This is a genomic window from Mesorhizobium sp. RCAM 05099 (assembly GCF_059683685.1).
This window is the reverse complement of sequence record NZ_CM185035.1, coordinates 1,947,255-1,963,584: the sequence shown is the minus strand read 5'-3', so window position 1 is coordinate 1,963,584 and position 16,330 is coordinate 1,947,255. Positions and strand designations below refer to the sequence as shown.

Annotated in this window: 15 protein-coding genes and 1 pseudogene; 13 read left to right on the top strand and 3 right to left on the bottom strand. The window is 63.4% G+C overall.

Features of this window, described 5'->3' with window-relative positions; genetic code table 11:
- The first annotated feature begins 63 nt into the window (after nt 1-63).
- From AC56QQ_RS09640 to AC56QQ_RS09580, 13 genes and pseudogenes are all read left to right on the top strand, one after another.
- Nucleotides 64-744, top strand: a complete 681-nt coding sequence (locus AC56QQ_RS09640) for a YoaK family protein (protein WP_497128920.1) — start codon at nt 64-66, stop codon at nt 742-744.
- A gap of 132 nt (nt 745-876) precedes the next feature.
- Nucleotides 877-1,299 carry a Dps family protein gene (locus tag AC56QQ_RS09635; protein ID WP_497126669.1) on the top strand — a complete coding sequence of 141 codons (423 nt, stop codon included), beginning with the start codon at nt 877-879 and terminating at the stop codon, nt 1,297-1,299.
- Nucleotides 1,300-2,073: 774 nt separating this feature from the next.
- Entirely contained in the window at nt 2,074-2,775 is a 702-nt protein-coding gene (locus AC56QQ_RS09630) for a class II aldolase/adducin family protein (protein ID WP_489862970.1), read from the top strand.
- Between the two features lie 3 nt (nt 2,776-2,778).
- On the top strand, nt 2,779-3,720 hold the full coding sequence (locus AC56QQ_RS09625) for a 2-hydroxyacid dehydrogenase (protein WP_497126667.1): 942 nt from the start codon (nt 2,779-2,781) through the stop codon (nt 3,718-3,720).
- A 66-nt stretch (nt 3,721-3,786) separates the two neighbouring features.
- Entirely contained in the window at nt 3,787-4,500 is a 714-nt protein-coding gene (locus AC56QQ_RS09620) for a GntR family transcriptional regulator (RefSeq protein ID WP_497126665.1), read from the top strand.
- 169 nt (nt 4,501-4,669) lie between these two features.
- Nucleotides 4,670-5,053, top strand: a pseudogene (locus AC56QQ_RS09615) (LacI family DNA-binding transcriptional regulator); the annotation flags it as partial.
- A gap of 64 nt (nt 5,054-5,117) precedes the next feature.
- Complete coding sequence (locus AC56QQ_RS09610) at nt 5,118-5,726, top strand: substrate-binding domain-containing protein (protein ID WP_497126663.1); 609 nt, start codon at nt 5,118-5,120, stop codon at nt 5,724-5,726.
- 115 nt (nt 5,727-5,841) lie between these two features.
- Complete coding sequence (locus tag AC56QQ_RS09605; RefSeq protein WP_497126661.1) at nt 5,842-6,861, top strand: ABC transporter substrate-binding protein; 1,020 nt, start codon at nt 5,842-5,844, stop codon at nt 6,859-6,861.
- Nucleotides 6,862-6,909: 48 nt separating this feature from the next.
- Complete coding sequence (locus AC56QQ_RS09600; RefSeq protein ID WP_497126659.1) at nt 6,910-7,749, top strand: ABC transporter permease; 840 nt, start codon at nt 6,910-6,912, stop codon at nt 7,747-7,749.
- Nucleotides 7,746-8,555: an ABC transporter permease gene (locus AC56QQ_RS09595; protein WP_489862976.1), complete on the top strand. Its 810-nt coding sequence runs from the start codon at nt 7,746-7,748 to the stop codon at nt 8,553-8,555. The genes AC56QQ_RS09600 and AC56QQ_RS09595 overlap by 4 nt, the downstream gene beginning before the upstream one ends.
- Before the next feature lie 46 nt (nt 8,556-8,601).
- A complete protein-coding gene (locus tag AC56QQ_RS09590; protein ID WP_497126657.1) occupies nt 8,602-9,621 on the top strand; it encodes a dimethylarginine dimethylaminohydrolase family protein in 1,020 nt (339 codons plus the stop codon).
- Nucleotides 9,622-10,680: an ABC transporter ATP-binding protein gene (locus tag AC56QQ_RS09585; RefSeq protein WP_489862978.1), complete on the top strand. Its 1,059-nt coding sequence runs from the start codon at nt 9,622-9,624 to the stop codon at nt 10,678-10,680.
- Nucleotides 10,681-10,760: 80 nt separating this feature from the next.
- Nucleotides 10,761-12,122 carry a Xaa-Pro aminopeptidase gene (locus AC56QQ_RS09580; protein WP_497126655.1) on the top strand — a complete coding sequence of 454 codons (1,362 nt, stop codon included), beginning with the start codon at nt 10,761-10,763 and terminating at the stop codon, nt 12,120-12,122.
- Nucleotides 12,123-12,165: 43 nt separating this feature from the next.
- Here AC56QQ_RS09580 and AC56QQ_RS09575 read toward each other — a convergent pair whose 3' ends face one another.
- The 3 genes from AC56QQ_RS09575 to AC56QQ_RS09565 form a co-directional block, all read right to left on the bottom strand.
- Nucleotides 12,166-13,761, bottom strand: a complete 1,596-nt coding sequence (locus AC56QQ_RS09575) for an MBL fold metallo-hydrolase (RefSeq protein ID WP_497126653.1) — start codon at nt 13,759-13,761, stop codon at nt 12,166-12,168.
- Between the two features lie 11 nt (nt 13,762-13,772).
- The gene (locus tag AC56QQ_RS09570; RefSeq protein WP_497126651.1) at nt 13,773-14,609 is read right to left on the bottom strand and encodes a universal stress protein; all 837 of its coding nucleotides are present in this window, start codon (nt 14,607-14,609) and stop codon (nt 13,773-13,775) included.
- A 219-nt stretch (nt 14,610-14,828) separates the two neighbouring features.
- Nucleotides 14,829-16,181 carry a ferredoxin reductase family protein gene (locus AC56QQ_RS09565; RefSeq protein ID WP_497126649.1) on the bottom strand — a complete coding sequence of 451 codons (1,353 nt, stop codon included), beginning with the start codon at nt 16,179-16,181 and terminating at the stop codon, nt 14,829-14,831.
- Nucleotides 16,182-16,330: the final 149 nt, after the last annotated feature.

Below are 16,330 nucleotides of genomic sequence, written 5' to 3'. Positions count from 1 at the left end.
CATTTATGAACAGCAATACCGCCGTTGTCTTGTCGCTGGAAACGACTTCGCCAGTTGTCGGTCATGACTAGACCGTCACTCGGCGTAATCCTCAGTCTTAACGGCGGTTACGTCGACACGATGGGCTTCCTGGCCTTTGCCGGCCTCTTCACTGCCCATGTTACGGGGAACTTCGTGACACTTGGCGCCGCGCTCGTCTTCGGAACAACAGGAGTTATCGGGAAGCTTCTGGCTCTGCCGGTCTTCTGCATTGTCATCCTGCTGTCGAGCGTGCTGTCCCTTCGCCTCAAGCTCAAGGAACGCAAAGCGATCGTCACGCTCCTCTCCCTGAAGCTTGTGCTGTTCACGATTGCAGCAATTGCCGCGGTCGTGAACGGCCCCGTCTTGAGCGGCGATGCCCCGGCCGCCATCGCCATCGGCATGATCCTCGTAACGGCCATGGCACTCCAGAACGGGTTGCATCGAGCACACCTTTCCAAGCTACCGCCAACGACGCTGATGACCGGCACGACGACGCAGGTCATGATGGATCTCGCCGAACTCATATCCGGCACGGCAACTGAGCGCGCGAGCGAGGTCAAGGGGCGGCTGAAGCGATCGGCCACCAGCCTTGTGTGCTTTGCAATTGGCTGCGCGGCCGCAGCACTTGCTTTCATCGCCTCACCGACCTGGTGCTTCGTCGTGCCTCCGGCGCTGGTCGCCCTCAGTTTCCTGGCCCCTTCCAGCGAACCCTCTCCGAAGTGAGCCCGGATGTCCGCCTCTCAACAAGGAACCGTCCCATGAGCACAACCAGTTAGATCGCGTATAGCGTACGACCTTAAGACGCCGACTGATCTCGGTGCGGATGCAACGAAGGATATCGGTGCTGCCGCAACGGTGCTGCTCGCCGACATCTTTGCGCTCTATCTAAAGACGAAGAATTTCCACTGGCATATGTCGGGTCCGCATTTCCGCGACTATCATCGCCTGCTAGACCACCAGGGCGCCGAAATCATTGCAATGACCGATCCGCTGGCGGAGCGAGTACGCGCTCTCGGCGCCGGCACCATTAGGTCGATCGGAGACATTTCCCGCCGGCAGCGGGTCCAGGACAACGACGCCGATTTCGTCCACCCGCTCGAGATGCTCGCAGAACTGCGCGAGGACAATGCAACCCTTGTTGGCAGCATGCGCTCGATGCACGACCTCTGCGACGAACATCGCGACGTGGCCACCGCCAGCCTGCTGGAGAATTGGATCGACGAGGGCGAGAAGCGCGTTTGGTTCCTGTTCGAAACGATGCGAAGCACCAACAGTTAGCGACAGCGCCGCCACAGCCGCAACCCGGAATGCTGAGGACTCGTTTCACAACTGCTACGACAATGACCTTACGACCCGTGGCAGAGCGAAATACTCGCCCTCAGATGTCACATGATGGTCCTGGAAGGAATGGCGGTCTAGGCCCGACATTCCTTCAATTGCTTGTCATATCCAGCAGGGGCCGCCACGAATATTAGTTTCGTTGACGCCGCTAAACTTTGTTGCTCATCAGATCAGAAAGTGCGCGCCGCGGACGTACAACGACCGGCATTGGGAAGCAACAGGAAGGGCGTCCGGAAAATTCCCCATTAGATACTCGCCTCAATCAGCCGTAGCAAAGGAGCCAGAACTGACAGTTCGACGAGTGGGGGGAAAGGCGGTAGCGCTCTCCCGCTACCAAATTTCATTCATTGAAATCAAAAACTTAGGCGCCTCACCCGCATCGGGGCCACCTTAGCTGTCCCTCAGCTATTGCTGTCTCCAGTGCCCTTATACGGTCCCATACCGTCGAGGGGGCGGTTGAGGCATGGCTGCGATAGCCAACAAGTTGGCCGCGATGACCGCGGTTTGTGAGCCTTCCTGAGATCAGCAGCTGAACCGACGTCAGTTCGAAGCGCCGCGACCCGATCGCTCGGCGCAGCGATGCGCCGCCATAGTCCGGCCAATTGCCGTCTGCCAGCCCGTTCGGTTTGTTGACTGCATACAGGAATTCAAGTATGCGCCGGGGGTCAACGAAAAGGGCGATCCGGTATGATATCGACAGCTGAAATGGCCATGCGCGAGGATCTGGCGGCGGCTTATCGGCTGATCGCCCGGTTCGGGATGGACGACATCATCCACACGCACATATCCGCGCGTCTGCCCGAAGAGCCGGAACTCCTGCTGATCAACCGCTACGGCGATCTCTTTGCAGAGGTGACGCCGGAATCGCTGGCGGTGATCGATCACCATGGCCAGCAGATGCGCGGCCAGCAGGTGCCGATCAACACGGCGGGTATCGTCATTCATACAGCGGTCCACGCCGCCCGCCCGGATGCGGTCTGCGTCATGCATACGCATACCGTCGCAGGTGTTGCGGTCAGTTGCCTCGAGGAAGGACTCCTGCCGCTGAACCAGACGTCGCTGCTCTTCTACGGACAGGTCGGTTATCATGAGTTCGAGGGCATCGCGCTCGACCCCGGGGAACAGGAGCGCCTGGTCGCCGATCTCGGCGCCAATCGTGCCATGATCCTGAGAAACCACGGGCTGTTGACCGTCGGGCGATCCGTCGGGGAGGCTTTCGCCCTGATGTACAACCTCGAGCAGGCGTGTCGCATCCAGCTTTCCGCCATGGGCAGCGGGCGTCCCATCCGCCTGCCGAGCAAGGAAGTGTGCGAGCGCACCGCCCGGCAGTATGAAGCGGACCCGGACGGCGCCGCGGAACTGGAATGGCTGGCGCTGCGCCGGCTTGCGGGAATGCCCATCGACAGGCATTGACCCATGCGGATCGTCATCGCCGATCCGCTTGCCTACAGCGTCCCCTTCGAGCGCGCCTTGCGCGACGCTCTTCCGTCGGCAGACTTCGTACGCTGGCCGGATCTGGCGGTCGGCGCGGATTACGATCTTCTGGTCGCCTGGCATCTGCCGAAGGACATGATCGCGCTGCCGCCGTCGCTGCGTGCCATCTTCTGTTTCGGTGCGGGAACTGATCAGCTTCTCGATGACCCCCGCATCCCGGCCAACCTCCCGATCGCGCGCCTGCAGGACCAAGGTCAGGCCGAGCAACTGCTGGACTATGCGATGCATGCGGTCTTGGCGCGCCTGAATGACGACGTCGTCACCAGAGCCGACCAGCGTGCTCGCCTGTGGCGCCCGCCTGATCGCCAGAACCGGACACGCGGGTCGCTGCGGACGGCTGTCCTTGGGCTGGGTCCGCTCGGCCTGCATGTCGCGCGAGGGCTTTCGGCCGCCGGCTTCACGGTGTCTGCCTGGTCGAGAACCCCGCGTCGGATTGAAGGCGTCGCTTGCCTGCATGGCGACGACGGGCTCGGCGCTTGCGTCGACGGCGCCGACGTGGTGGTCAATCTCCTGCCCTCGAGGCAGGAAACGAAGGGCATCCTGTCGGACCGGCTTTTTTCCCGCCTCGCACACGGTGCTTATGTCGTAAATCTCGGCCGCGGCGATCACCTCGACGAGGAGGCGCTACGTGCCGCTCTCGACCGGGGTCGGCTCGGCGCCGCATGGCTGGACGTCTTTGCCGTCGAGCCCCTGCCGCCCGAGCACTGGTTCTGGCGGCACGAACGCATCCGAATGACGCCTCATCGTGCCGGCCTGCCTACACCGCAGGGCGCCGCGGCGTCTATTGCCGCCGTCATTACGGCGCTCGAAGAGGGTCGCAGACTTCCTGGCCTAGTCCGGCCTGGAAGGCTGGCCGAAAATTGAGCTGATCTCGCAGCTGCACAAAGAATGTGCTTGACTCGAAATGACCCTGAATGCCAGCATACTGCCATGCTGAACCTTGGCACCTCACTCCTTGCAGATCAGAACGAGCGTCGGAACAGGATCTCGTCCAAGGCTTATGTCGAGCTGCGTGAGGCGATCATCACCGCGCGCGTCGCGCCCGGTGCCAGTTTTTCGGAGACGGATGTCGCTCAGTCGCTCGGCATCAGTCGCACCCCTGTGCATGAGGCTTTCACGCGGCTTTTCGACGAGGGTCTGATCGAGATTTCACCCCAAACCGGCACCCGCGTCTCGCTGATCGACATGGCGCGCGTCCGCGAGGCGGTGTTCATTCGCGCCACGCTCGAAAGTGCGGTCATTGCCAACAGCGGCGTCAGGCCCGATCCGGCCCTGCTGGATGAGATCGAACTGTCGCTTCGGGCGCAAGAGCGCCTCCTCCACGGCGACGACATGGGCGCCCTGCACCGCGCCGACATGGCCTTCCATGCAGGCCTGCTTGGCGCTTTCGCGCATCCTCGGGCGTGGACGGCGTGCCAGCACGTTTCGGCCGACATGATGCGCGTCCAGTTCCTGATCGGCATGAAGCCGGATCATATCCGCTCGATCATAGCCGAGCACCGTGCCATTTTCGACCAGGTCCGGGCCGGCAATATGGGCGAGGCCGCACGGCTCATGGCGGCGCACATCCGAAATGCCGATCTGGATCAGGTGGGCTTGAAGCGCGATCATCAGGAATTCTTCCGGGCCGGAGACCTCTCGTGAGCGCCGCCGTCATTCGCTCCCGCTCTGTTGCGGAAGGCGCGCGAGATTTTTTTGGGCCGTTTATGAAACCGGTTTACTTAACCGGTTATCTGCACATGTCTCGCGGGAGTTCGGCCGCTTGTCGGGAAGATTGAAAGTCACCATTCGCGACGTCGCCCGGGCAGCCGGCGTGTCCGTCACGTCCGTTTCCCGTCATCTCAACGGGCTGATCAGCCTGCCCGAGCCGACGGCGGGCCGCATCGAGCAGGCGGCGATGCGCCTCGGCTACCGTCCCAATGCGATCGCCCGCAGGCTCAGCAGCGGCAGGAGCGAGACACTCGGTCTCATCACCGCCGACATCGCCTATCCGCTGTTTGCCGAGATCGCCAGCGCGTCGGAAGCCGAGGCCGCGAGGCATGGCTACAATCTCCTGATGTTCAACAGCCGGAACCTGGCGGAGAAGGAAGTCTCCTTCCTGTCGCGCATCGAGGACCGACAGGTCGACGGCATCCTGCTGCTCACCAACCATCATGATGACGGGCGGCTTTTGCGGCGGATCAACGAGACCGGAAGCGTCGTGCTTCTCGACGAGGACGTGCCCGGCGCGAAGGCGCCGCGCCTGTTCGCCGACAACGTCCATGGCGGCCTCCTCGGCGACACGCCATCTGATATCGCGCGGCCACACCCGCATCGCCGCTATCGGAGGGCCAAGAGGGCTTCTCAGCACCACCGAACGTCTCGACGGTTTCAAGCGGGCGCTCGCGGAGGCCGGTCTCGATGCCGATCCCGCGCTGCTGAGGTTCTGCGAATACGAGGAGGCGCCAGCCTCGATCGCGTTTCTCGACCTTCTGGAGCAGGACGAGCCGCCCACCGCGATCTTCACCTTCGGCGACATGCTAGCCACCGGCGCCATGCGGGCCGCGCGGCAGGCCGGCATCCGCATTCCGGACGACGTTTCGCTCGTCAGCTTCGACGATATCCACAACGCGGACCTGCTCGCGCCGGCGCTGACCACGGTGCGTCAGTCGGCGGCCGAGTTCGGTACGCGCGGCGTCAACATGCTGCTCGATTTCATCGCCGGCAGGAAATCCGAAACGGTGATCGAAAGGGTCGGTGTCGAACTCGTCATACGCAGTTCGGTGGCACCGCCACACGGCCGTCCGTCAGGACGTTCGATAGCGCATACCGACTCTGGAAGCCCTGATGGGCTGCCGGTGTCGGCCAGGGAGGAAGAGCAAGAGAGTTAGCCGCTTCCGCGGACGTGAAAGGGGAACAAACATGTCCATCAATCGCTTTGGTCAAGACGCAGCGTTGATTGCGCTTGATAAATTCAGAACTGGGAAGATCGACCGCCGAGGCTTCATGACCGCCATGGCCGGGCTTGGCATCGCAGTCGCGTTCAAGCCGGGCCGGGCTTCCGCCGAGGTGTCGGAAATCGTCGTCTGCAACTGGGGCGGCGCTGCCCTCGAAGCCTTTCAGAAGGCCTATGGCGCGCCGTTCAAGGCCAAGTCCGGCATTGACGTCGTCATTGACGGCACCGGCCCGGCGACCGGCGCGATCCGCGCCATGGTCGATTCCAAGAATGTCACCTGGGATGCCACGGATGGCGGCATGACGGACGCCGTCGTGCTCGGCAAAGGCGGTTATCTCGAGCCGATTGACTATTCCATCGTCGACAAGTCTCTTGTCGGCGAGGGTCTCGCGGCCGAGTTCGGTATCTGCAACTACACCTACTCCAACGTGTTGGCCTATGACGCCAAGAAGGTGGGAGCCACTCCCCCTTCAAGCTGGAACGACTTCTTCGATCTTGAGAAGTTTCCCGGCAAGCGCACCATGTGCAAGTGGATCCAGGGGCAGCTCGAAGCCGTACTGCTCGCCGATGGCGTCAAGCCGGAAGAGATATATCCGCTCGACGTCGACCGCGCCTTCAAGAAGCTCGAACCGCTGCTGCCCAATCTGATTTTCTGGGACTCGGGCGCGCAGAGCCAGCAACTCTTCCGCGACGGAGAGGTGGTGATGGGCAATATCTGGCATACGCGCGCCAACCTGCTGCGCAAGGAGAACCCGAACTACACCTGGACCTGGAACCAGAACCTGATGTTCGCCAGCGCCTGGTCGGTGCCGAAGGGCAATCCCGCCGGCAAGAAGGTCTTCGACTTCATCAATTCGTCGATGGACCCGGAAGGCCAGGTGACGCTGTTGCGCCTCATGGGCAACGGCCCGTCGAACCCGAAGGCGTTGGCGCTGATGACCGATGAGGACAAGGCGGTCTATTCGCTGGCCCCCGAGAACGCCAAGACGGGTCTGCCGGTCTCGGCGCAATACTATGCCGACAACGAGGCCGAACTGCAAAACAAGTTCCTCGACTTCATCTCACGCTAACCATCGGAAACCACCACCGGCCGACGGCCGGTGGTGGTTCGAAACATCATGACGTCATTCCAGCGTTGGGCCTTCTGCCTGACGGTGCCGGCAGCGCTTTTGACCCTGTGTCTCTACGTGCTGCCCATCCTTCAGGTGCTGGCGCTCAGTTTCACCGAGCCGACCCTCGGCGTCGGCAATTATGTGGCTCTGTTTCAGAACGCCGCGATCGGCCGTGTCGTGCGCACGACCGTCTTCATCGCGGCGGTGACGACAGTGCTTACGATCGTCATGAGCTATGCGGTCGCCTTCGCGCTGGTTCATATGCCGCCGGCGACACGCCGCGTCGCGCTGTTCATGGTCATGGTGCCGTTCTGGATATCGGTGCTGGTGCGCGCCTTTGCCTGGATCACCATCCTGCGCCGCAATGGCGTGCTCAATTCGGCCCTCGTCGCCAGTGGCGCCGTCAGCGAGCCTCTCGACCTTGTCTACAACCAGTTCGGCGTGGTCGTGGGCATGGTGCATTACATGATGCCCTTCGCCATCATGCTGCTCTACGCGAACCTGTCGGAGATCGATCTCAGGATCATCCAGGCGGCGCGATCGCTTGGCGCGCGCCCGGTCACCATCTTCTTTCGTGTCTGGGTGCCGCTCAGCATGCCCGGCCTGGCCATCGCCGGCCTGTTCATCGTCATCTTCTCGCTCGGCTTCCTCGTCACGCCGGCGATCCTGGGCGCCGGCAGGGTGCTGATGGTCGCCGAATACATCTCCGTGCAGATATCCTCGACGCTGCGCTGGGGCGTGGCGACGGCCCTGTCGACGATGCTCCTGCTCGTCGTCGGCATCCTTGTCGCACTGGCCATGCGCAGCCCGGCGTTGCGCTCTGCCTTCGAAGGTGGCCACAAATGACGCCGCGAGCGCGCCATATGCTCGAACGCGCGCTGCCGAAGCTCTTCGCCTGGCTGCTGCTCGCCTTCCTGTTCGTTCCCGTGCTCGTCGTCATTCCCGTGGCGTTGACCGACCGGGACTATCTGTCCCTGCCCAACAACGGCATTTCATTCGATCATTTCGCGACCCTGGCCAATTGGCGCGCGGGCTGGATGCCGAGCATACTCACGAGCCTCGGCATCGCCGTGGCCTCAAGCGTCATAGCGACGACCGTTTCGGCGGCCTTTGCCATAGGGGCCTGGGTCTATGTCGGGCGCTGGCCGTCGATTCTGCGCGTCATTCTGCTTTCGCCGCTGATCGTGCCGCCGATCATCTACGCAGTCGGCATGGTGCGCCTGTGGTCGAAACTGGGGCTTCTCGACACATGGCTTGGTGTCTCGATCGTCCATGTGATCCTCGCGATGCCGCTCGCGGTCCTGGCGATAGGCGCTTCGCTGTCGAACCTCGATCCGAGGCTGGTTCAGGCGGCCCGCTCGCTCGGCGCGCGCCCGGCGACGATCTTCGGCCGCGTCATCCTGCCCAACATCGTGCCGGGCACGGTTGCCGGAGCTATCCTCGCCTTCATCGTCTCCTGGGACGAGATCACGGTGACGTTGTTCATCACCAGCCGGGGCATCGTCACCCTGCCGCGCAAGATCTGGACGAGCATCGCCGATGCCGTCGACCCCGCGCTGGCCGCGATCGCTACCGTCATGCTGGCGGTCACCATCGTCGGCCTCATCCTGCGCATGACCATCTGGGACCGAATTGCCCAGCGCCGGTCATGACACGACCTTCAACAGCTTCGCTTGTTTCAGAAAGGAAATCGAAGAAATGACTGCCCACAGCGCCGCAATGAGCGAGCACGAATACCGCGAGGCCAAGTTCTTCCAGACCTTCGGTTCCGTCCCAACGCCGGCTTTCCACGACCCGGAAGAGCAGACCCGCGTCTGGGGGCGCCCCTGGGGTTGCAGCAATGATGTCGGCAAGCTGCGCGCCGTGCTGATGCACCGGCCGGGCGACGAGATCAATGTCGTCGACAAGAACAAGCCGATGCCCGAGATCGGCGGCTTCGGCGATCCGGAAAAGGGCTGGTACTTCATGGGCAAGACGCCGCCGGATCTCGCCGCAATGCAGGCCGCCCATGATGCCTTCACCAAGCTGTTGCGGTCCGAGGGCGTCGACGTCATTCTCACCGAGAAGGCTGCGCCCGGCGCCCTCAAGTCGACCTTCTGCCGCGACAGCGTCATCGGCGTGAAGGGCGGCGCGATCGTCACCCGGCTTGCCCGCCGCGCGCGCCGCGGCGAGGAATTGATGGTCACCCAAGCGCTAGCCAAGGCCGGCTGCCCGATCCTCGGCACGCTGCATGGCGAGGCGGTGTTCGAAGGCGGCGGGTTCGCGCTCCTCGACGACAAGACGGCCGTCTGTTCCGTCTCCGTCGCCTGCAACGCCGAGGGCGTGCGACAGGTCGAGATGATCCTCAACAGTCTGGGCGTCGAGCTGATCAAGGTGCCGATGCCCGGCTATCGCATCCACATTGACGGCAGCTTCATGATGATCGACCGGGAGACGGCGATCATCAACATCAACGAGTTGCCCTATGTCTTCATCGACTATCTGAACAAGCGCGGCATGAAGCTGATCGAGTTGCCGCCGGAGGACAACGCCTTCTCTTTGAACTGCACGGCGATCGCCCCCGGAAGGGTCGTCATGCACGCCACACGCTCGCCGCGATTGGCTGACCGGCTCGATGCCGCCGGCATCGAGATCTTGACGCTGGACTATGAATGCATCGAGCTGAACGGGGGTGGCATTCACTGCTCGACGGGTCCACTCGCCCGGGATCCGATCTGAATGTCCTTTCTCGACGTCCGGAACCTCCGCAAGACCTACGGCTCCGCCGTCGCGCTCGACGGTATCGACCTGTCGATCGAGGCGGGGGAGTTCGTGACCCTGCTCGGCCCTTCGGGGTCGGGCAAGACGACGCTGCTGATGTCGGTCGCCGGGTTCACCAAGCCGGACGAAGGCGCCATCCTGCTGGATGGCGTCGACATCACGCGCGTCGACCCGGAGGAGAGGAATTTCGGGCTGGTCTTTCAGGGCTACGCGCTGTTTCCCCACCTGAACGTCGCGGACAACATCGCCTTCCCCTTGCGGGTCCGCAAATGGGACAAGGCCAGGATCGCCGCGAGGGTGGAAGAGATCCTGACCCTTGTAGGCCTCGACACGCTGGCCGCGCGCAAGCCGCGCGAACTGTCGGGCGGTCAGCAGCAGCGCGTGGCGATCGGCCGCGCGCTGGCCTTCGGGCCGAAGATACTGCTGCTCGACGAACCGCTGTCGGCGCTCGACCGTACGTTGCGCGACACCATGCAACGCGAACTCAAGCGGTTGCATCGGCAAACCGGCGTGACTTTCGTCTATGTTACCCATGACCAGGAGGAAGCTTACGCCATGTCGGACCGCATAGCCGTCTTCCATAATGGCGCAATCGTCCAGGTCGGCACCCCACGCGACATATACCGCGCGCCCGCCTCGCGCTTCGTCGCGGGCTTCCTCGGCGGCAACAACATCGTTTCGGCGCGTGCTGTTGATGGCGGGATCGAGCTGTTCGGGAGCCGGGCGCCGATGCCCGCGGGATACGATGCGTCACGGCACGGCCGATCGGTGCTCACGGTCTGGATGCGGCCGGAAGACATCGCCATTGGCGAGCCGCGGCCTGGGGCCATCGCCTTTCCCGCTGTTGTCGCCGACGTGTCCTTCGTCGGCTCGTCCGAGCGCGTGACCGTATCCACCCCGGACGGCCAGGAACTCCTGGTCCTGGCATCCTCGACGGCGGCTCGCGACATCGCCGCCGGTGGCAAGGTCACCTGCAGCGTGCTACCCGCGAGCATCGGCTTTCTTGCCGATGAATAGGACGGCATCCGTCGCCGGCATATCCAATTGACTGTCGGCTTCGGCCGAAATCCGCATTCCCTGACAGATCGAGAGACATGATGACCATCAGCCTTCGCACCGTCGACATCCCCGACTTCGGCATCCCTGTCGAGCGTCCCGCCATTCCGGCCGCGACCTACGAGGCACGTTGCGTCAAGGCGCTTGAGCGCGTCGGCACGGACTGGCTCGCCGTCTATGCCGATCGCGAGCATGCCGCCAATATCGCCTTCCTGACCGGTTTCGAGCCGCGTTTCGAGGAGGCAATCCTGCTGCTCGGCAAATCGGGCCAGCGCATCGTCGTCACCGGCAACGAGAATCTCGGCTATACGCCTATCGCCGGACTGCCTGGGATCATCACCATGCTGGCGCAGTCCCTGAGCCTGATGGCGCAGGACCGCATGCAGAAGCCGGACCTCGTGGCCGTGCTGCGCGAGGCTGGCATCACGCCAGGCGACAGTGTCGGCCTGGTGGGCTGGAAATATCTCGAGAGGCAAGAATGGTCCGCGCAGCGACCGACGTTCCTCGTGCCGGCCTTCATCGTCGACGCGATCGCTTCGATCGTGCCCGCGTCGTCGATCACCGACGCGACGCCGGTACTGATGCACCAGACCGACGGGCTGCGCGCCGTCGTCGATGCCGATCAAATCGCCGAGGCCGAATGGGGTGCGGCCCGCTCTTCAATGGCCGTGTGGCGTATCCTGAGCGGATTCACGCTCGGCGACACCGAGATGATGGCGGCCTCGCGCATGGGTTATGCCGGCGAGCCCATGAACTGCCATCCGATGCTCGCGACCAACGATGTGTCCGGCCAGGTGATGGGCTTGCGCAGTCCTACGGCCCGGGTGCCGAAGCGTGGTGACGGCGCCACCACGGCGGTCGGCTACTGGGGCGGGCTGACCGCCCGAGGCGGCCTGATCGCCGAGCATGACGACATATTTCTGGAGGTGGCCAAGGCCTATTTCCGCGGCCTGATCGCCTGGTACGAGGCGGCTGGCATTGGTGCCGAGGGCGGCGCGATCCATGAGGCGGTGATTTCGAGCCTGGCACGTGGCAAGTTGCGCCCAGCCCTCAATCCCGGCCATCTCGTCGGTCTCGACGAGTGGATGAACTCGCCGATCCGTCCCGGTTCGACCGAACGCATCGTCTCCGGCATGCCGTTCCAGGTCGACATCATACCCGTGCCGATGCCCGATGGATGGACGCTCAATTGCGAGGATGCGGTGACCTTCGCCGATGCCGATCTGCGTGCCGAAATCACACGGCGTCATCCGGCGCTGGCGCAGCGGTTCGAGGCGCGCCGCCGGTTTGTCGCCGAGCGGATCGGCATCCCGGTGAAGGAGGATATCCTGCTGCTGTCCGCCATCCCGCTCTGCTTGCCGCCCTTCTGGCTTGCCAGCGGCAAGCTTCTGGGCCGCGACTGAGGCCGATGATTCGCGCGCCAATCGGTTCATGTTCGAGCAGCCTCTACTGACCGTCGGTTTCAAGCGCGCGCCGCATTCGTCTGATGACGGCGGCGCGACCTCGGTCGTCGGCCGCGGCATTGACCACCTCGGTGACGTCGAGGAGAAGCTTTGAGAGATCATTGTGCCAGTCAAGGCGGGCAATCTTCTCCGGCTTCAGGCGGCGCGGCTCATTGACGTCGATCGGCAAACAGCCTCCGGGTGTCAATTGGAAAGCATCGTCCAGCCCCGGCGTAATGACCCTGTCGTCGGGGATCAACCCTGCGAGCCCTGCGCGCAGGCCACCGAGTCCAGCTTCCTCGCCATGCGTCAGGAACACCGCCTGCCTCACCGGACTTCGGGCCTTGACCCAAGCGACCAGTTCGCCGGCGTCCGCGTGGCCGGAATAAAGGTCGAATAGGCTGATACGTGCCTTGACCTCGACCTCCTCGCCCTGAATGCGCACCCGCCGCGCGCCGTCGAGCAGGATCCTGCCAAGCGACCCCTTGGCCTGGTACCCGGCCATCATAACCGTGGCGTTCCTGCGCCAAAGATTTGCCTTGAGATGATGACGAATGCGTCCCGCGTCGCACATGCCGCTGGCGGCGATCACCACGAAGAAGCCGGTCAGGCGGTTGATCGCCTTGCTTTGTTCCACGGTTTCGGTGAAGCGCAGTTGGGGTGAAACGAGAGCCTGACGCAGAACGTCGCCCTGTTCGATGTCGTCGGCATGCCGCTCGAATATCGCGCTGGCGCGGGTCGCCAGCGGCGAGTCGACGAAGACCGTGGCTGTCGGCACCTCTCCGGCCTTCATGAGCTGGTAGAGGTCTACCAGCAATTCCTGTGTCCGCTCGACGGCGAAGGAGGGAACGATAAGGGGGCCGCTCGCTTCGGCGGCGCCGCGCACCACATCGCCGAGCATGGATCGCCGCTGTTCCGGCGAGACATCCGGGCGGTCCCGGTCGCCATAGGTCGATTCGCAGACGAGATAGTCGACACCAGCCGGACCCTCCGGATCGGTTTGCAGCAGCTTGTGCCCGGGTCCAATATCGCCTGAAAACAACAGGCGCATCGGTGTGTCCTGAGGATCGAGATCGATCTCAAGCTCGACCGAGGCGGAACCGAGCAGATGGCCGGCGTTCCAGAAGCGGGCGCGAAAGCCCTCGGCGACGGCGGTCCATTCGCCATATTCCAGGGCCCGGAACAAGGTCATGCATGCGGCGGCATCCTGGAGCCTGTAGATCGGCTCGACCAGCGGCAGCCCGCGTTGCGCGTTGCGACGGTTCAGATGTTCCACCTCCGTCTCCTGGATATGGGCGGCATCCGGCAGCATGACCGAGCAAAGATCGATCGTGGCCCTGGTCGTATGGATCGGACCAGAAAAACCCTGCTTGACCAGTTTCGGCAGAAGTCCGCTGTGGTCGATATGCGCATGCGTCAGGATGACCGCGTCAATCGCCTCCGGCGGGAACGGGAACGCGCCATAGTTCAACGCCCGCTCGGACTTCGACCCCTGGAAGAGGCCGCAGTCGACGAGAATGCGCGCGCGCGGCGTTTCGATCTCATAACAAGAGCCGGTAACGCCGTGGGCGGCGCCGTGGCAGCGTAGAATAGGATTCATGCCACCGATCCCTAATGCGACAGCAGGACAGGCAGGCGCAGGTCGGCGAGGACACCCTCCGTGGCGCCGCCGAGCACGAAGTCCCTGACCCGCGAGTGGCCATATCCACCCATGACGAGCAGCTTGCCGCCGATCTTGAGGGCATGCTCCTGGAGAGCAACGCCGATCGGACGATCGCCGGCCTGGATCGACGCGGCATCGGCCGTCAGCCCGCGCATCCTCAGGCCCTCGGCAAGGCGTTCGCCGATATCCTTTCCAGGCAGCGGCTTTTCGTCGGTCGCGCTGACGATGGTTACCCTCGAGGCCCGCTCCAGGAACGGCCGTGCGTCGGCGACGGCCCGCGCCGCCACGCGGCTGCCGTCCCAGGCGATGACGACATGGCCAAGCACACCGGCATCCGTTGCGTCGGGAAGAAGGAGCGTCGGCCGGCCCGCACCGAACAGTATGGCCTCGGCGGTCATGCGCGCCGCCGGATTGTCAGGTGAGAGGCCGACAAGACAGAGATCGAAGTAGCGGCACTGGTTTGCGGCAACATCGCCCATCAGGGCCGGCGCCGCCGCGATCTCTTGCGTGGTCAGGGCCACCGCGCCTTGTGAGGCCTCCTTGGCCACGGCCTCCAGCAAGGTCTTGCCATTGTTGCGGCTGGTCGCCTCGACCTCCCGGATCTTGCTGGGGAGATCGAGCAAATAGCGTGACAGCGCGTTCGAGACGTCGGGAATATCGACGTTGACGGCGATTGCATGAAGCGTCCCGTCAAGCTGCTTCACGACGGCAACCGAGTTCGCGGCAATGGCCGGGGAGTTCGCATCTGGATAGGTCGCCAGACAGAGGGTTGCCATAAGCTTCATTGGATTTCGCCTCCGTTGCCGTAGGGCCAAACGGCCACCGTTCGCAACATTCCTAGTCGCTATGGACGAGTCGGGCTTTGATCCACCGCAAAAATGCGTCCCTGCGGCGGTCAGGTCACCGACGGTTGGATGGTCGTGAGTGCGGTATGCGAACAGCCCCTCCTCCCTGGCAGACCGTCAAGAATGCCGCTTCTGCCGGAGAGAAGCTTGCGATCACCCTTATCTCATGGCGAACAGTTCCTGATGAAACCGTTCCTCCACGGGCAACCCGCGCGCGGCAAAATCCTTGCGCAGCGCCTCGCCGAAGCCCGCGGGACCGCAGAACCAGATGCTGGCCGCGTGCCATTCCGGCACTTCGGCCCGGATGCGGTCGCCAGTCAGGAGCCCGTCGCGAGTGTCGACTAGGACATGCAGGCGGATGTTCGCGGCCTCGGCGTCTGCTTTCAGCTTGGCGATGGCTGTCTCGTCATAGTCGGCGGTCGTATGAAACAGGTCGATCGCCAGTGAGGGCCGATCCGGCTTCGCATGCCGCTCCAGCGCGATGTGCTTCATGCCGGCAATGAACGGCGTGATGCCGATGCCGCCACCGATCCAGATTTGTCGGGGCTGGCCGTTGTCGAAGTCGAAACAGCCATATGGCCCCTCGATCTTTACATCTTGCCCGATGTGCAGCTTTTCGCGCAACCGGCCGGTGTGGTCTCCCAGTTCCTTGGTAACAAAGGTGATCCTGCGATCCTTGTCGTTCCAGTCCGAGGCGATGGTGTAGGGGTGCGCGCCTTCGGAGCTGTCCGATGTCGCGAAGGCGAACTGACCGGGCCTGTGGCCGGGCCATCCGTGCGGCACCTCGATCTCGGTCTCGAGAGCTCGTACGCCAGGATAGTAGTGAAGCGAGGCGATCCTGCCCTGAACCTTCCGGCTGGCGCCGACGCGACGGAGCAGCACGATCGCCGCCGCATAGGTGCCCGCCGCCGGGAGCAGCGCCATCACCACGCCAATCGGCGAGGTCCAGTAGCGGAACTCGGTCAGCACGATCGCGTGGAAAACCAACACAAGATAGGCGACAGCGAGAAGGCGGTGTGTCTTGTAGAAGAGCCGGTAGGGAAAATACTTGATCAGCGCCAAGGCGATCAGCAGCACGGCGGCATAAAATACCCATTCGCCCAGCCCTTCCGCGGAACCGCGCAAGCTCATGAAGAAGGCTTCGACCGGGTTTTCGACCGCTGGCCTTTCGCCGCGTGCCGGACGCTCCAGCCAGCCCCACCCGACTGCCCATTTCGGCCCCTGGCTCCAGAACCAGTGCACCACGGAGACAACCAATGCCGCGATGCCGAGCCACTTGTGCAAGCGGTACATCTTGTCCAACCCGCCGAACCACCGTTCCGGCCAGCGCGGACGCAGCGCCAGGACCATCGCGACGCTCATCACGCCCATGGCGATGACACCGCTGTACTGGACCATTGTACCGCGAAGAGCCATGAAACTCTCCGGTTGGAATACCGAAGGTTCGGCAGCCAGCCATAGAATGCTCAGCAGCACCAGCAGGCCCCAGAATGCAATCTTGATGTGCCGCATGATGCTCGACGTCTTCCCCGGTAGGTGACAGCTCACGTCTTGCGCCGTACAGAGCAGGTGTCATTGACATCGATCAAGCGCCGCCACGGCTGGCATGCGCGACTGCCGAACGATCTGTTTCGACCCTGCGTGGGCAGGCCCGAAGACAG

Bases quoted from the DNA above. Each gene is read 5' to 3' on its own strand.
- AC56QQ_RS09640 (WP_497128920.1), top strand. From the start codon at position 64: ATGACTAGACCGTCACTCGGCGTAATCCTCAGTCTTAACGGCGGTTAC.
- AC56QQ_RS09630 (WP_489862970.1), top strand. From the start codon at position 2,074: ATGCGCGAGGATCTGGCGGCGGCTTATCGGCTGATCGCCCGGTTCGGG.
- AC56QQ_RS09625 (WP_497126667.1), top strand. From the start codon at position 2,779: ATGCGGATCGTCATCGCCGATCCGCTTGCCTACAGCGTCCCCTTCGAG.
- AC56QQ_RS09620 (WP_497126665.1), top strand. From the start codon at position 3,787: ATGCTGAACCTTGGCACCTCACTCCTTGCAGATCAGAACGAGCGTCGG.
- AC56QQ_RS09610 (WP_497126663.1), top strand. From the start codon at position 5,118: ATGGCGGCCTCCTCGGCGACACGCCATCTGATATCGCGCGGCCACACC.
- AC56QQ_RS09605 (WP_497126661.1), top strand. From the start codon at position 5,842: ATGACCGCCATGGCCGGGCTTGGCATCGCAGTCGCGTTCAAGCCGGGC.
- AC56QQ_RS09600 (WP_497126659.1), top strand. From the start codon at position 6,910: ATGACGTCATTCCAGCGTTGGGCCTTCTGCCTGACGGTGCCGGCAGCG.
- AC56QQ_RS09595 (WP_489862976.1), top strand. From the start codon at position 7,746: ATGACGCCGCGAGCGCGCCATATGCTCGAACGCGCGCTGCCGAAGCTC.
- AC56QQ_RS09590 (WP_497126657.1), top strand. From the start codon at position 8,602: ATGACTGCCCACAGCGCCGCAATGAGCGAGCACGAATACCGCGAGGCC.
- AC56QQ_RS09585 (WP_489862978.1), top strand. From the start codon at position 9,622: ATGTCCTTTCTCGACGTCCGGAACCTCCGCAAGACCTACGGCTCCGCC.
- AC56QQ_RS09580 (WP_497126655.1), top strand. From the start codon at position 10,761: ATGACCATCAGCCTTCGCACCGTCGACATCCCCGACTTCGGCATCCCT.
- AC56QQ_RS09575 (WP_497126653.1), bottom strand. From the start codon at position 13,761: ATGAATCCTATTCTACGCTGCCACGGCGCCGCCCACGGCGTTACCGGC.
- AC56QQ_RS09570 (WP_497126651.1), bottom strand. From the start codon at position 14,609: ATGAAGCTTATGGCAACCCTCTGTCTGGCGACCTATCCAGATGCGAAC.
- AC56QQ_RS09565 (WP_497126649.1), bottom strand. From the start codon at position 16,181: ATGCGGCACATCAAGATTGCATTCTGGGGCCTGCTGGTGCTGCTGAGC.